Raw genomic sequence first — 14,707 nt, 5'->3', positions numbered from 1 at the left:
CCACGACGAACTTGATTTGTGTTTGCGGCATCTTCTTACCCCTGCTGTACCCGCGTTCGGGGGGGTCCGGGCCTCACCGCCCGGACCCCGCCGCTCGTTCGTGTTTCCGCTCGCCCGTGTTTCCCGCTCAGCCGCCGAGGCCGCCGCTGCCGAAGGCGCCGCCGCCCACATTGGGGCCGTGGTCGGGGCGGGACTCCCGGCCCTTGCCGGTGCCATGGGAGCTGTGGGCCTTGAGGTTGTACGGCATCAGCCGGTTCTCACCGGCCTCCGGGAAGGTGTGGTCGTCCGCCTCCCGGATCTCCTCGATGTGCTCCCGGTGGTCGGGCTTCTCCGGCTGCTCGTCGGGGCGCGGCGGTACGTACTTCTCCCTGCGGATCGAGTCCCACCACATGGCCCCGGTCAGCAGGAACACGATGACCAGTCCAAAGACGACAATCACGGTGACCATGGTGCCGACCTCCGTCCCGGGAGGCACCTCTCTCCCTGACCCCAGTGTTACCCCATTTCGACACTTTTGGGCGGTTCAAGGCCAAGATTTGGGCGGCCCAGGGTCAGGAAGGGGTCAGGAAGGGGTCAGGAAGGGGTCAGGAAAGGAAGATCAGCTCCGCTTCCGTCGCCCCGGTCAGCTCATAGCGGGTACCGGTCAGCGGACGGCCGGTGAGCAGCCGGACCAGGGTCGGGGCCGACCCCCGGTACTCGGCCGGCTCCGGGCTGTCCGCGCCCAGCACCAGCGGGGCGGGATGGCCGTCGAGCAGGGCGACCAGCGGCCGGCTCCGGCGGGCCCGGGTGCAGGCGGCGGCCAGGGCGAGTGCGTGCGGCTGCGCCGCTCCCGCGAAGGCGCCGGGCTCGCCCCAGGCCTCCCGGATGTCGCCCGCGTGCACCCACTCGCCGAAGCCGATCACATCGAGCTTTCCATGGGCCGCCGCCGCGATGACGGCGCCCGCCTCGGTCATCCCGTGCTCCAACTCGTCCACCAGGGCGGAGACCGGGCGGTCGGCCCGTTCGGCGATGTCCCGCTCATTGCCCTCGGGGGAGAACACCCCGGGCTCGAAACGGGTCTCCAGCACCCGGGTCAGCGCGGCGGCGCAGTGGGCGACGGCATGGCGGACGGTCCAGCCGGGACAACAGGTGCGGACGGCGAAGTCGTCGTCGGGGCGGGAGCGCAGCAGGGGGATGAGACTGTCGCGCTCGGTGCGCAGCAGCAGGCCGGGCAGTTCGGGATCGCGTACGGGTTCCATCCCGCCAGCCAACCGCACCGGCCCCGCCCCCGGCCAGGGTCTTCCCGCTGTCTCCCGGACCCGCTGCCTCCCGGGCCCCTGGGCCCAGGGGGAGTGCGGTGCCAGGGCACGCGAGCCCAGCAAGATCCGAAAGAGACGACCTAGAGTCGGCGCATGGGTTCTGAGCCTTCGGTGCGGTCGGGCGCGGTTGATCTGCGGGAGCGGTGGGGGGACGCGCTGCGGGGAGCGCTTTCGCGGTACGGGAACGGGGGCGGGCCCGGGGACGGGGACGGTACGGGGGGCGGGGCCGATCCGCTGCCGTACGCGGAGAACCTGCTCGTCCGGTGGGCGGAGCCCCAGCGGCGCTATCACACGACCGCGCATCTGACCGCCGTACTCGATCATGTGGACACCCTCGCCGGGCATGCCGCCGACCCCGATCTCGTCCGGCTGGCGGCGTGGTTCCATGACGCGGTCTACCTCCCGGAGCGGTCCGAGAACGAGGAACGCTCGGCCCGCCTCGCCGAACGGGCGCTCGCCGAGGCGGGGCTTTTGGCCGCCGCCACCGATGAGGTCGCCCGGCTGGTGCGGCTCACCGTCACCCACGCCCCCGGCGACACGGACACCAACGGCGCCGTGCTGTGCGACGCGGACCTGGCCGTCCTGGCCTCGGGCCCGGAGGGGTACGCGGCCTACGCGGCGGCGGTACGGGAGGAGTACGGCTTCGTCCCCGACGACGCCTTCCGCTCCGGCCGGGCGGCCGTGCTGCGGCAGCTCCTCGCGCTGGACCGGCTGTTCCACACCCCGTACGGGCGGGAGAACTGGGAGGAGCCCGCCCGCCGCAACCTCACCGCCGAGCTGACAGCGCTCGACTGACCCCGGTGCGGCCCGTCCCGGTGCGGCCGGTCCCGGTCCGACCGGCCCGGGTGATCGCGGCCCGGGTGATCGCGGTGCGGGTGTGTTGCGTGCGTGTGAAAGGGACGGAAATCACCGGGTGGGAGGGAATGCACGAACGTTCCGGCTCGGTTGGCCCTGTCATGCCCCAACCCGCCGCCGCGTCCTCCTCCCCTGCCCCCGACCCCGTACCCGGCCCTGACTCCCCCGCCGACTCCGGCTCCGGTACCGCCGCCGCCCGTACGGGTATGCCGCTGGCCGTCTATATCCTCGGGCTCTCCGTCTTCGCCCTCGGCACCAGCGAGTTCATGCTCTCCGGTCTGCTGCCGCCCATCGCCGACGACATGGGCGTCTCCATCCCCCAGGCCGGTCTGCTGATATCCGCCTTCGCGATCGGCATGGTGGTCGGCGCCCCGCTGCTGGCCGTCGCCACCCTCCGACTGCCCCGCAAGGCCACCCTGATCGCGCTGATCACCGTCTTCGGCCTGGGCCAGGTCGCCGGAGCGCTGGCGCCGACGTACGAGATCCTCTTTGCCTCCCGGGTGATCAGCGCGCTCGCCTGCGCCGGTTTCTGGGCGCTGGGCGCGGCCGTCGCCATCGCGATGGTCCCGGTCAACGCACGGGCGCGGGCCATGGCCGTGATGATCGGCGGGCTCTCCATCGCCAATGTGCTGGGCGTCCCGCTCGGCGCCTTCCTCGGTGACCGGTTCGGCTGGCGCGCCGCCTTCTGGGCGGTCGCCCTGGCCTCCGTCGTCGCCCTGGTGGGTGTGGTCGCGCTGATCCCGAGGATTCCGCTGCCCGCCGAGCGCCCCCAGCTCGGACGGGAGATGGCGATCTACGGCGACCGCCAGGTATGGCTCTCCGTGGCGATCACCGCGCTGGCGGCGGGCGGTGTCTTCTGCGCCTTCTCCTATCTCGCGCCGCTGCTCACCGATGTGGCGGGCATGGACAAGAGCTGGGTCCCCTGGGTGCTGGGGCTCTTCGGGCTCGGCGCGCTGATCGGTACGGCGGTGGGCGGCCGGGTCGCCGACGCCCATCTCTTCGGGGTGCTGCTGAGCGGTATCGCCGCCTCCACCGTGCTGCTGGTGGCGCTGGCGCTCTTCGGCGGAACCCCGGCGGCGGCCGTGACGATCGCCTTTGTCCTCGGGGTCTCCTCCTTCTATACCGCTCCGGCGCTCAACGCCCGGATGTTCAATGTGGCGGGCGCGGCCCCCACGCTGGCGGGCGCGACCACGACGGCGGCGTTCAACCTGGGTAATACGGGCGGCCCCTGGCTGGGCGGCACCGTGATCGACGCGGATCTGGGATTCTCCGCGACGGCCTGGGCGGGCGCGGGCATGACCGTGGTCGCGCTGGGGCTGGTGGCGGTGTCGCTGCGGCTGCACAGCGCCTCCCGGGTGGTGGCCCGCTCCTCGGACCTCCCGCTCCCGGCCGCCAAGAGCGCCGGGACCCCGTCGGGCGCGGCCCACTGACCGCGACGTCCCCCTGACCGGGACACCACCGGCCCGCTCCCGCTCCGCGCGGGGGCGGGCCGGTGTCGTTTCAGTGGCCTCGGCTCGGGGGCTCAGCTCGGGCGGCCCTTGGGGCGGCGCAGCCCCGCGCCGACGAGCAGCCGGACCACCTCACGGCTGGAGATCTCGACCGCGCCCGCCGCCACCGCGTCCGCGTACCGGTGGGAGGGCAGATCGTAGTGGTCGCCGTCGAAGGCCCGGGGCGGGCAGCCGATCGACGCGGCGAAGACATGCAGCTCCTCGTAGGAGACATCGCTGATCAGGTGGGACCACATCCGACCGTGGCCCGGCCAGGCCGGCGGGTCGACATAGAGGGTCACCGGCGACCGCCCCGGGCGCCGGGGACGGGAGGCGGAGGCGCGGCGGACCAGAGGGACGGGGACGGCGCGGGCGGGGGCGGGGTCATCCGAGTCCGCCGACCGGCGCGACCACCACACCGGCCCGGTGGCAGACCCAGCGGGGGTCCGGGCCCAGCTCCGGCTCCACCTCCAGGGCATGCGGATCGCCCGTGTCGCAGATGGGGCAGAGCGGCCAGCGGCCGTACCGGTCGAGGAGCGCGTCCTGGACGTCCTGGGCGATCAGTCCCGCCAGATATCCCTGTCCCTCCGGCCATTGCTCGGCCCACCAGCGGCGGTGGGTCACCGACTCCTCGACCAGGGACACCACCTCGGCATCGGCCACGTCACGGGCGGCCAGATCGGCGAGAACCAGGGCCCGCGCCGTATGAAGGGCCTGCTCAAGGGGGTCGGTGTCATCCATGGGCCCATTCTCCCCCGGTGTCCGGCACACGCCCGTCCGCAGCAGTGGGGGTTGACCTCACCCATTGTTGAAAATAGCTTTCAATTTGTGACGGAATCAGTGAAGGAAATTTTCAACTCGGGGGCACCGGCCGGAACCGAGGCACGGGGCGGGGCCGGCCGGGGCCGGGGCGGACGCGGCCGGGGCGGTGTGCCCGCGCCGCCGAGGCCCCCGGTGAACCCGCCCGCGCCCGCCGCCCTCGCCTCCAAGGTGCGGACGCTCGCCCCGTCCATGACCCGCTCCATGCAGCGGGTGGCCGAGGCGGTCGCCGACGACCCGGCGGGGTGCGCCGCGCTCACGGTCACCGGGCTCGCCGCACGGACCGGCACCAGCGAGGCGACCGTGGTCCGCACCGCCCGACTGCTGGGTTACCCCGGCTACCGCGATCTACGCCTCGCGCTCGCCGGGCTCGCCGCCCATCAGCAGTCCGGGCGCGCGCCCAGCGTCACCGCCGACATCAGCGTGGACGACCCGCTGCCCGAGGTCGTCGCCAAACTCGCCCTCGACGAACAGCGCACCCTCGCCGACACCGCCGCCTCGCTCGACACCGCACAGCTCGCCGCCGCCGTGGCCGCCGCCGCCACCGCCCGCCGCATCGACATCTACGGCGTCGGCGCCTCCTCCCTCGTCGGTATGGACCTGGCCCAGAAGCTGCTGAGGATCGGGCTGATCGCCCACGCCCACGCCGACCCCCATCTCGCCGTCACCAACGCCGTCCAGCTGCGCGCGGGCGATGTCGCCGTGGCGATCACCCACTCCGGCTCCACCGGCGATGTCATCGAACCGCTGCGCACCGCCTTCGAGCGGGGCGCCACCACCGTCGCGATCACCGGGCGGCCGGACGGGCCGGTCACCCAGTACGCCGACCATGTCCTGACCACCTCCACCGCCCGCGAGAGCGAGCTGCGGCCCGCCGCCATGTCCTCCCGTACCGGACAGCTGCTGATCGTGGACTGCCTCTTCATAGGCGTCGCCCAGCGGACGTACGACTCGGCCGCGCCCGCGCTCGCCGCCTCCTACGAAGCCCTCGCCCACCGGCACAGTCCGCGCCACACCCGCTGACCCCCGGCCCCGGGCCCGGGACGGCCCACGGCCGGACGAACCGGAGCCGCGCCACCGCGAGCCGGACGACCGGAAGCCGGACGACCGCGAGCCGGACGACCTCAGAGAAAGCGTGCTCGATGACCTCCATCTCTCCGCATCGCAACGGCGGTCCCGTGCCGGGGCCCGGCGGTGCCCCCCGCCCCTACGGTGAACTCCGCGCCCAGCTGGACACCCTCGCCACCGAGGCGTTCCGGCCCGAGCTGGCCGACATCGACCGGCTGCCGACCCTGGACATCGCCCGGCTGATGAACGGCGAGGACCGGACCGTCCCCGACGCCATCGCCGCACAGCTCCCCCGGATCGCCGCCGCGATCGACGCCACCGCCGAACGGATGGCACGCGGCGGCCGCCTGATCTACGCGGGTGCGGGCACCGCAGGCCGGATGGGCGTACTGGACGCCAGCGAGTGCCCGCCAACCTTCAACACCGCGCCCACCCAGGTCGTGGGACTGATCGCGGGCGGACCCGGCGCCATGGTCAACGCGGCCGAGGGGGCCGAGGACAGCGAACGGCTGGCCACGGTCGACCTGGACGCGCTGGAGCTGACCGCCGACGACACCGTGGTGGGCATCTCGGCCTCCGGGCGGACCCCGTACGCGATCGGCGCGGTCGCGCACGCCCGCTCCCTGGGCGCCCTGACCGTGGGGCTCTCCGGCAACGCGGGCAGCCCGCTCGCCGCCGCCGCCGACCATGGCATCGAGGTGGTCACCGGACCGGAGCTGATCACCGGCTCCACCCGGCTGAAGGCGGGCACGGCGCAGAAGCTGGTCCTCAACATGATCTCGACCATCACCATGATCCGCCTGGGCAAGACCTATGGAAACCTCATGGTCGACCTGCGGGCCTCCAACGAGAAGCTGCGGGCCCGCTCGCGGCGGATCGTGGCGCTCGCGACCGGGGCGGACGACACCGAGATCGAGGCGGCCCTCGCCGCCGCCGACGGCGAGGTGAAGAACGCGATCCTGATCGTCCTCGCCTCGGTCGACGGCCCCGGCGCGGCCCGGTTGCTGGACGAGAACGGCGGCCGGCTGCGGGCCGCCCTGGACACGGCGGCCCGGACCGCGCCCGGGGCCGCCGCCCCGGGCCCGGGGGAGGACCGGGCCGTGGCACGGACACCGGCGGACACCGGGCGTGGCGCCCGGGAGTAATCCCCACCCCCTCCAGCACAGCGAGGCCCGCACCATGGACGGATCCCCCCACCACGCCGTCGCCGCCGCGATCCTGCCGCTCGTCGGCGGCGCGGCCAATGTCACCACCGTCGCGCACTGCATGACCCGGCTGCGGCTCGGGCTGCGGGACCACACCGCCGTACGGGAGGCCGAACTACGGGCCCTGCCCGCCGTGCTGGGGGTGGTGGAGGCGGGCGACACGTACCAGATCGTGCTGGGGCCGGGCACGGTCGCCCGGGTGGCCCCCGCCTTCGAGGCGCTGCTCACGGCGGAGACCGCGAGGGCGGAGGCCGCACAGGCGGAGACCGCGCCCGCAGGGCTCGCCGGGTCCGGCAGGCCTCCCGGGAATGGGTCCCCCGGTAACGGCGGGTCTCCCGGGGGCGGCGGCACGGCGCGGCGGGGCGCCGAGCTGAGAGCGGCCCAGAAGGCCCGCAACGCCACCCCCGTGAAAGTGCTGCTCCGCCGCATCGCGGGCGTCTTCGTCCCGCTGATCCCCGCCCTGATCGGCTGCGGCATCCTCGCCGGTCTCAATGGCGTCCTGGTCAACCTGGGGGTGCTGCCGGGGCTCACCCCCGTCCTCACCGCGCTCGCGAGCGGCTTCATGTCCCTCCTTCCGGTCTTCGTCGGCTGGAGCGCCGCCCGGGAGTTCGGCGGCACCCCGGTACTGGGCGGGGCGGTCGGGGCGATCGTGGTCTTCCCCGGGGTCGAGCGGATCGAGGTCTTCGGCCAGCACCTCTCCCCCGGCCAGGGCGGAGTCCTCGGCGCGCTCGCGGCGGCGGTGCTCGCCGTCCATGTGGAGAAGGCCTGCCGCAGACGGCTGCCGGATGTCCTCGATGTGCTGGTGACCCCGGCGGTGACGATCCTGGTGGCGGGGCTCGCCACCGTCTACGGGCTGATGTTCGCGGCAGGTGCCGTGGCGGACGCGATCGGCGAACTGGCGAGCGCGCTGCTCTCCGGCGGCGGCGCCGTCGCCGGATTCGTCCTCGGCGGACTCTTCCTGCCCCTGGTGATGCTGGGGCTGCACCAGGCGCTGATCCCGATCCACGCCACCCTGATCGAGCAGTACGGACACACCGCGCTGCTGCCCATCCTGGCCATGGCGGGCGCTGGCCAGGTCGGTGCGGCGGTCGCGGTCTATCTGCGGCTGCCCCGGGAGCGGGAGCTGCGGGCCACCATCCGCTCGGCGCTCCCGGCCGGGCTGCTGGGCGTCGGCGAACCACTGATCTACGGAGTCTCGCTGCCGCTGGGCCGCCCCTTTGTCACGGCATGCGCGGGCGGGGCCTTCGGCGGGGCGTTCATCGGTCTCTTCCACACCCTGGGCCAGCCGGTCGGCGCGACCGCCATCGGCCCCTCGGGCTGGGCGCTCTTCCCCCTTCTCCAGGGCGGCGGTCCGCCGCTGGTATCGGTCGCCGTCTACGCGGGCGGCCTGCTCACCGGCTATCTCGCCGGCTTCCTCATCACCTACTGCTTCGGGCTGCGCGCCATCACCCTCCCGGCCACCGGCCCCACCGACCCCGCCGGGCCCACCGACCCCGCCGGGTCCGCCGATCCGGCCGCCCCGGCCGAACCCGCCGACCCCGCCGCCCGGGGCCGGATGGGCGGGCGGCCGGTCAGTCGCTCAGATTGATCACCCCGGTACGGAGATCGGTCATATCCAGCAAGGTCCACTTGCCGCCTATCCGGCCCCAGCCGGTGCCCCGGCCGCCCGCGCCGCCGAACGGCATGGTGATGTCCCACCAGTTGTTGGTCTCATTGACCACGACCTGACCCACCGCCATCTCCTCGACGAAGCGGAACGCCGACTTCATACTGCGGGTGAAGACAGCGCCCTGGAGGCCGAGGGCGTCGTCGTTGGCGATCCGGAGCAGATCGTCCTCGTCCGTCCCGGTGATCACCGGGACGACGGGCCCGAAGGACTCCTCCCTGGCGAGCAGGCTGTCCTTGGGCACCTCGTCCACCACGGTGAACTCGTAGTAGAGATCGGTCGGCATCCCCGCCCGGCGACCGCCGCCCAGCAGGACCTTGGCCCCGCGCTCCCGGGCGTCCGCGAGATGGCGGTCCATCTTCGCGGCCACCGCCTCGTTGTTGAGCGGGCCCAGCAGGGTCCCCGGGGCGAGGGGATCGCCGAGCACCACCCGCTCCGACTCCCGGAGCACCGCCGCGACGAACTCGTCGTGCACCTCACGGTGGACGACGACCCGCTCGGTGGCACAGCACACCTGCCCGGCACAGGGATAGGCGCCGTCCACCGCCGCCCTGGCCGCCGCCGCCACATCGGCGTCCGCGAGCACCACCAGCGGGCCATTGCCCGAGCACTCCATCAGCGAGCGCTTCAGCCCCGCCGCCGCCTGGATCCTCGCCCCGGTGGCGGAGGAGCCGATGAAGCCGATGGCGTGCACACCGGGATGGCGCACCAGGGCGTCACCGAAGCCGCCGTCCCCCGGCAGCACACTGACCAGCCCCGGGGGCAGGGCAGCCGCAGTCAGTGCCTCCATCGCCCGCAGCACGGTCAGCGGGGTGTGCGCCGGGGGCTTGACCACCAGCGCGTTCCCCGTGGCGAGGCCGGGGGCGGCGAACTCGGCGAACATCAACAACGGGAAGTTCCAGGGGGTGATGATGCCCCAGGTCCCCACCGGGCGATGGAAGGTGAACATCCGCTTCGAGCTGTCCCGGGAGAGCAGGGTCTCACCGCCGAGCCGTACCGCGTCCTCCGCGTGCAGCCGGAAGAGCTGCGCCGCCTCGGTGACATCGGCCACCGACTCCGCCAGCGGCTTGCCCTGCTCCAGCGTCTGGAGCCGGGCCAACTCCTCCCGCATACCGTCGATCCCGTCGGCTATCCGATGGCAGACGGCGGCCCTGTCCCACACATTCACCCCGGCCCAGGAACGCTGGGCGCGGTGGGCGGCGGCCACGGCGGTGTCGAGATCGGCGGCGGACGGCAGGGGCAGCACCCCCACCCGCTCCCCGGTCGCGGGGCTGATCACATCGAAGGTCCCGTCGCCGGTCCCCTCGGTGTACTCACCGGCGAGGAACAGCGGTTGGCGCTCGGGGGTCGGGGTCGTCATCAGGCGGACTCCTTTCCGTACCGAAGACACTTCTCCGTACCGAATACGCTCCGTTGAGCGCGTCCACCTCGATGATCCGGCGGCCCTCTTCACAGGGTCAAGGGACCCGATTTCCCTGTGGATAACTTCCGTTCGGCCGTGTGGAGACCGCGACCGTCACCGCCGCGACCACGGCGAAGGCGCCGCCCAGCACGGCCGTGACCCCCTCCGGCCGTTCCCACCAGGGCCGCCCCCGGGCATCCGGATCCGACCGCCGGGGCCGGCGCGGGTCCCGGCCGTCCCGGTGGCCCCTCCGGTCCCGGGCGCCCCCACCGCGCGCCAGGGACCCCGTACCGCCGCCGGTCAGCTGTTCACCGGCCCGTCTGCGCCACCCCGGATACTCGCCCAGCCGCCCCCGCAGCCGGTCCACCCGGTCGGCCTCCCGCATCAGCCGGCCCGCCTCGGCGCCCCGCAGCCCGAGCGCCCGGACGATGTCCGCCGTCAGCTCCGCACCGGGCAGGACCACCCTCCCCTGCCAGATCTGGCGCCGCCCCAGCAGCCAGCGGGAGACCCGGGCCGGGTCCACACTCCGTACCGGACCGAGCCGCACGACCAGGGACTTCTGCGGCAGACACCGGCGTACCAGAGCGCGGTTCACCCCCGCCGACCACTCGTCCAGCGCGACGGCCAACTCCTCCACCAGGGAAGCGAACCCCGGCTCCCCGCCCCCCGCTCCGGACGTGCCCGACGCACCCGATGCGCCCAGCGTGCCCGGCGCGCCTTCCACAGCCTTCGGCCCATCTCCCATGTGCTCCATGTGCCCCCCGCACTCTCCATACTCCCCGGCCAACTCCTCTACCCCGCACATCTCTTGCACCACGGCGGTGCAATCCGCAGCTCGGCCCGGTGCACCGTGCACCGCACCATGCACCGCGCCGGAAACCGTGGACCGCACCCCTGCCGGACCGGCAACGTCGGCGCCGCCGAAAGGCCCAGGGCGCCCGGTGCCGGGGGGAACCGGGTGAACGGGGGCCGGAGGGCGGGAGCGGCACTCCCGCCCTCCGGGACGTTCCCGGGCACGGGGGCCGGAGCGTTCCGCGACACCGGGTCCGGGGCGCTCGACGGTCCGCGCGGAATGGCGCTCGGTCTCTTCTCACGAGTCCTCATAGGACAGTTCCTCCTCGGGCGGACGGAAGCGCCGTCCCCTCATGGGGCGGACGGACCCCGTCGCCACCAGGAGGTTCGATGGATCGCCGTCCCATCGGTACCCTGATCGCCATTCCGCCCGTACCGCGCCGTACCGTGCGCGTTCCACACCCCGCCGAACAGCGCGAAGAGACGGGCCGGAACGTTCTGCTCGCGACGGCCCGCAGGGGGGCGCATGGATTCCGGCGACGACACGGACGACATACCGGAGGAAACAGAGGAAACAGGCGGACAGGCGGGAGAGGCCCTGCGGCGGGAGCTGTTACGGGTCAAGCGTGAACGGGGGCTGAGTCTCGACGCGTTCGCCCATGACACCCCGTACTCGCGCTCCTCCTGGAACCGCGTGCTCAAGGGGCAGGCGCACCCGCCGCGCGAGGCGGTCGTACGGCTCTGCGCGCGCCTACGGCTGGACGGGGATCGGCTGCTCGGGCTCTGGGAGGCCGCCGACGCCGAGCGCTCGGGGAGCGCAGCCGCAGCTCCCGTTCCGGAGGTCGTTCCGGAGATCGCAGAGGAGGTACGGCCCGTGCCGGCCGGTGTCGCCGTACCGGAACGCACCTCACCGCCCCGGCACTTCGCGCGGCGGCGGCGCCTGATCGTCACCCTGGCCGCCGCGCTGGCCGCCGTACTCCTGGTGGGCGGCTGGTACGCGCTCTCGCCCTCCGCCGGCGGCACGGTCACCGCACGGCCGTCCCCCTCGCCGGGTTCCGGTTCGCCGTCGGCGGCGGTGCCGAGCAGCCCGTCGGGGTCGCCGCCGGGGTCACCGCCGGGGTCACCGTCGAGGTCCACGCCACCCCGTACCGAAGCGGGGGACCGCGTGCCGGGGCGTCAGGGAACGACGGCTTCCGCCCGGACCGGCGGAGCCCCACCGGCCGAGGTCACCACCCGGACGGCACCCCCCACGAAGCCGCCGTCACCCCGGCCGACCCCGTCGGCCCCGCCGTCGGCCCCCTCGCCGACGGCGCCCGTCACCAGCGCGGCACCACCGGCGTCCCAGGGCCTCACCCTTCCCTCCCGTACCACCGCCCCCGCCGTCCCCTGCGCACAGATCTCCCAGGGGACGGGCAAGGGGACGGACAAGGGCAAGGCGAAGGACAGGACCAAGACCAAGGACAAGGTGAGGGACAAGGTGAGGAACAAGGCCAAGGTCAAAAAGAAGGACTGCGACCGTCGGCCGTCCTGACCCGTACGACTGGGTCAGCCGACGCCATCCGCGCACACGGAGGGCACGGCACGCGCCAGCCCCTTGGTGTGCAGCCGGTCGAGGCCCTTCTCATGGCGCACCTGGACGACGGAGACGGCGAGCGCCCCACGGCAGTACGAGGTGGAGCGGGCGTCCGCCGCCTCCGCGATCGACCGCACCAGCGCGGTGTTGAGACGGTTGATCTCCTTCCGCACCTCGGCGAGGTCGGGGCGGTCGACCGGGGCCTTGCCCGGTTCGGCCGTCCACAGGCGGTGGAGACCGCGCTGGACCAGCTTGTTGGCCTCGATCTGGTCGCGGAAGATCCGGACGGTGGCCTCCGGGTCGGCGCCCAGCTCCACCGCCTGGAGGCGGACCGAGTCCAGGACGACCTGCTCACGGGCCGGGTCGTCGATGGGGGCGCCGGTGCCCCACTTGGCGGCGGCGACCAGGTCGGCGGTGGCCAGCCGTTCGGCCGACAGCGCGGTGATCGTACGGAGTTGGGTGTACGCGCCCGCGTGGGCCGTGCTCCCCGCCGCGAAGGGGACGGTCCCGCCCGGGACCGGAGCACCCGGGGCACCCGGGGCGGGCGCGGCGAGCACCGGGGAGGCCCCGGTGAACAGGACGACGCCCGCCAGCGCGGCGGCCGCGGAGAGCCGTGCGGGGCCGGAGAGCCGTGCGGTACGGGTGAGTCGGTCAGGGCGAGTGAGTCGGTCAGGAAGTGCGGCGACGGGTGTGGTGCGGCGGATCACAGGGTTCCCCCTCTGTGGTCATGGGCCGTGGCCGTGGGCCTTGGTCATGGGCCTTGGTCATGGGCCTTGGTCATGGGCCTGGTCATGGGCCGTGGTCACGGGCCGAGCGGTCGGCCGGGGCGCTCAGGAGATCGCGTCACCCAGAAATCTGAGGACCCGCCTGGCCGTGTGAGCGCCGCCCTGCAAGAGGGTCTCCACCAGTGTTCCGGTTCCCTCCACCACATCGCCCGCATCGAGATCGTCGTCGTCCTCCTTCTCCTCCTTGTCCCGGGCGTCCCCCCGGTGCCCCAGCGACTCCAGCAGCCGCCGGGCCCGGGTCTCCCCCCTCAGCAGCGCGTCCAGCAGCGCACCCGTGCTCTCCTCGTCCTCGGCCACATAGAGGTAGTGCTCGGCCTCCTTGTCGTCCGGGCCGAGATCCGGCCGGTCCGCCAGGGCGCGGAGCACCGTCGCATGGTCGATGCCCTGCCGCGCGAGGCGGGTGCCGCCGTCGAAACGGGCGGCCGGGTCGACCCCGCCCACCCCCGCGACCTCCGGATGGAGGCGGCCGACCTCGTAGGTCGCGAGGAGTGCGAGCAGGATGTGCTCGGTGCGCTCCTGCCGGTCGAGCGCCCGGGCCTGTTCCCGGCTCTCCCAGGTGACCCAGATCCCGGGGACGCTCGCGGGGTTGCCGTCCCGCGCCGTCCCGCCGACCAACCGCAGCCAGAGCGGATCGTCGTGCCGCGCCGACCGGCCGAGGAGCGTGTCGCGGGTCGGCCACAGCGCCGGGGCCAGACCGTAGCCCTCGGGAGCGTCTTCGCACCCCATGTCCACGATCTCCCGTACGGCCGTTTCCACCGCTTCTGCTGCCCTGCCCATGCCCCGCTCCTTCGTCGTCCCGTCCGGGGACCGCCCCGTTCGGGTACCACTCTCGCCGAACGGGGCGGTCTACCGCGTCCGACCGAGGTCGCGACGGACCGTCAACGAAAGTCGCGGCTCCGCGCCCGAGGGACCCGTACGCCCGCCGCACGCCCCCGTCTCAGACCCTCGTACATCCCGAAAAGGCTTTGCCTCATCACCGTTCACACGGTTAACAGAGTGGGGTACGCGCACCCAGGGCAAGGGAGACGAGGGAGACCGTGGCACGGACAGAGGGCACCCGTACGGTGGACGGCTTCTGCTGGCTGGACCTGAAGACCCGGGATCCGGAGGGCGTGGCCGGGTTCTTCGGGACGGAGCTGGGCTGGCGGTTCGCCGTGGACGAGGAGGACTGGCGGCGGGCGACGAAGATATCCACAGGGGGGTATGCGATCGGCGGGGTCAGCGATCTCTCGAACCCGGTGTATCCGCCGGGCACCCCGCCGCATATCGCCTACTACCTCGCCACCGATGACACCGACCGCCGTGCGGAGGCGGCCACCGGGGCGGGGGCGCGGCTGGTGGTCCCGCCCTTCGACGCGGCCGACCAGGGCCGGATGGCGACCCTGATCGACCCCTGGGGAGCGGCCGTGTCCCTGTGGCAGGCACGGGAGTTCGGTGGCTGGGCCTTCCCACCGGGCACACCCGGCACTCCGGTACGCGCCTGTCACACCTCCGGGGATCCCGAGGGGGCGCACCGCTTCTACGGCGAGGTGCTGGGCGTGCCGTCCCTGCCGCGCGACCGCTTTGTGGCCGCCGGGCCGGGAGAGGACCCGGGGTGGCGGCTGATCATCGGCATGGGGACGGACCCGGAGGCGGGGACGGCACCGGAACCGGAACCGGCGGCGGTCCTGCGCGCGCCGGACGGGACGGCCTTCACGGTGGCCCGGAGCCGACCCCGGCCCGGGGGCGGTCCCGGGGCCGGTCCGGGAAGGTGATCA

At 73.6% G+C, this 14,707-nt stretch carries 15 protein-coding genes; 7 read left to right on the top strand and 8 right to left on the bottom strand.

Going from position 1 to position 14,707, the window contains the following annotated elements:
• Window positions 1-127 precede the first annotated feature (127 nt).
• Both ABT354_RS32340 and ABT354_RS32335 read right to left on the bottom strand, forming a co-directional pair.
• Window positions 128-448, bottom strand: a complete 321-nt coding sequence (locus tag ABT354_RS32340; protein ID WP_351500407.1) for a DUF6479 family protein — start codon at window positions 446-448, stop codon at window positions 128-130.
• Between the two features lie 136 nt (window positions 449-584).
• On the bottom strand, window positions 585-1,238 hold the full coding sequence (locus ABT354_RS32335) for a maleylpyruvate isomerase family mycothiol-dependent enzyme (protein WP_351500405.1): 654 nt from the start codon (window positions 1,236-1,238) through the stop codon (window positions 585-587).
• A gap of 153 nt (window positions 1,239-1,391) precedes the next feature.
• Here ABT354_RS32335 and ABT354_RS32330 point away from each other — a divergent pair, with 153 nt between their 5' ends.
• Both ABT354_RS32330 and ABT354_RS32325 read left to right on the top strand, forming a co-directional pair.
• Window positions 1,392-2,093 (top strand): HD domain-containing protein, encoded by a 702-nt coding sequence (locus ABT354_RS32330; protein ID WP_351500403.1) that lies wholly within the window; start codon window positions 1,392-1,394, stop codon window positions 2,091-2,093.
• 266 nt (window positions 2,094-2,359) lie between these two features.
• Complete coding sequence (locus ABT354_RS32325; RefSeq protein ID WP_351500419.1) at window positions 2,360-3,583, top strand: Cmx/CmrA family chloramphenicol efflux MFS transporter; 1,224 nt, start codon at window positions 2,360-2,362, stop codon at window positions 3,581-3,583.
• A 92-nt stretch (window positions 3,584-3,675) separates the two neighbouring features.
• Here the strand turns inward: ABT354_RS32325 and ABT354_RS32320 are convergent, their stop codons facing one another.
• Together ABT354_RS32320 and ABT354_RS32315 are read right to left on the bottom strand one after the other, a co-directional pair.
• Window positions 3,676-3,942 (bottom strand): DUF4031 domain-containing protein, encoded by a 267-nt coding sequence (locus ABT354_RS32320; protein ID WP_351500401.1) that lies wholly within the window; start codon window positions 3,940-3,942, stop codon window positions 3,676-3,678.
• Window positions 3,943-4,024: 82 nt separating this feature from the next.
• On the bottom strand, window positions 4,025-4,381 hold the full coding sequence (locus ABT354_RS32315) for a DUF8819 family protein (RefSeq protein ID WP_351500399.1): 357 nt from the start codon (window positions 4,379-4,381) through the stop codon (window positions 4,025-4,027).
• A 189-nt stretch (window positions 4,382-4,570) separates the two neighbouring features.
• Here ABT354_RS32315 and ABT354_RS32310 point away from each other — a divergent pair, with 189 nt between their 5' ends.
• From ABT354_RS32310 to ABT354_RS32300, 3 genes are all read left to right on the top strand, one after another.
• Entirely contained in the window at window positions 4,571-5,482 is a 912-nt protein-coding gene (locus ABT354_RS32310; RefSeq protein ID WP_351500417.1) for a MurR/RpiR family transcriptional regulator, read from the top strand.
• Between the two features lie 119 nt (window positions 5,483-5,601).
• On the top strand, window positions 5,602-6,672 hold the full coding sequence (gene murQ, locus ABT354_RS32305) for an N-acetylmuramic acid 6-phosphate etherase (RefSeq protein WP_351500397.1): 1,071 nt from the start codon (window positions 5,602-5,604) through the stop codon (window positions 6,670-6,672).
• A gap of 34 nt (window positions 6,673-6,706) precedes the next feature.
• Entirely contained in the window at window positions 6,707-8,320 is a 1,614-nt protein-coding gene (locus ABT354_RS32300) for a PTS transporter subunit EIIC (RefSeq protein WP_351500395.1), read from the top strand.
• Here ABT354_RS32300 and ABT354_RS32295 read toward each other — a convergent pair.
• Window positions 8,304-9,758 carry an aldehyde dehydrogenase family protein gene (locus ABT354_RS32295; protein ID WP_351500393.1) on the bottom strand — a complete coding sequence of 485 codons (1,455 nt, stop codon included), beginning with the start codon at window positions 9,756-9,758 and terminating at the stop codon, window positions 8,304-8,306. The two genes, ABT354_RS32300 and ABT354_RS32295, sit on opposite strands and share 17 nt — an antisense overlap.
• A 97-nt stretch (window positions 9,759-9,855) precedes the next feature.
• Complete coding sequence (locus ABT354_RS32290) at window positions 9,856-10,437, bottom strand: hypothetical protein (RefSeq protein ID WP_351500391.1); 582 nt, start codon at window positions 10,435-10,437, stop codon at window positions 9,856-9,858.
• 681 nt (window positions 10,438-11,118) lie between these two features.
• On the opposite strand from ABT354_RS32290, the gene ABT354_RS32285 reads away from it, so the two are divergent.
• Window positions 11,119-12,123: a helix-turn-helix domain-containing protein gene (locus ABT354_RS32285; protein ID WP_351500389.1), complete on the top strand. Its 1,005-nt coding sequence runs from the start codon at window positions 11,119-11,121 to the stop codon at window positions 12,121-12,123.
• Between the two features lie 14 nt (window positions 12,124-12,137).
• Here the strand turns inward: ABT354_RS32285 and aroQ are convergent, their stop codons facing one another.
• Together aroQ and ABT354_RS32275 are read right to left on the bottom strand one after the other, a co-directional pair.
• Window positions 12,138-12,743, bottom strand: coding sequence for a gamma subclass chorismate mutase AroQ (gene aroQ / locus ABT354_RS32280; RefSeq protein WP_351500415.1), 606 nt, complete (start codon window positions 12,741-12,743; stop codon window positions 12,138-12,140).
• Window positions 12,744-12,995: 252 nt separating this feature from the next.
• Window positions 12,996-13,727, bottom strand: a complete 732-nt coding sequence (locus ABT354_RS32275; RefSeq protein WP_351500387.1) for a hypothetical protein — start codon at window positions 13,725-13,727, stop codon at window positions 12,996-12,998.
• Window positions 13,728-13,987: 260 nt separating this feature from the next.
• Between ABT354_RS32275 and ABT354_RS32270 the strand changes: the two genes are divergently transcribed.
• Complete coding sequence (locus ABT354_RS32270) at window positions 13,988-14,704, top strand: VOC family protein (RefSeq protein ID WP_351500385.1); 717 nt, start codon at window positions 13,988-13,990, stop codon at window positions 14,702-14,704.
• Window positions 14,705-14,707 lie beyond the last annotated feature (3 nt).

Source organism: Streptomyces sp. NPDC000594, from assembly GCF_040299965.1.
Classification (GTDB): domain Bacteria; phylum Actinomycetota; class Actinomycetes; order Streptomycetales; family Streptomycetaceae; genus Streptomyces.
The sequence above is the reverse complement of the archived record's forward strand: the minus strand, read 5'-3'. Positions and strand labels throughout refer to the sequence as shown.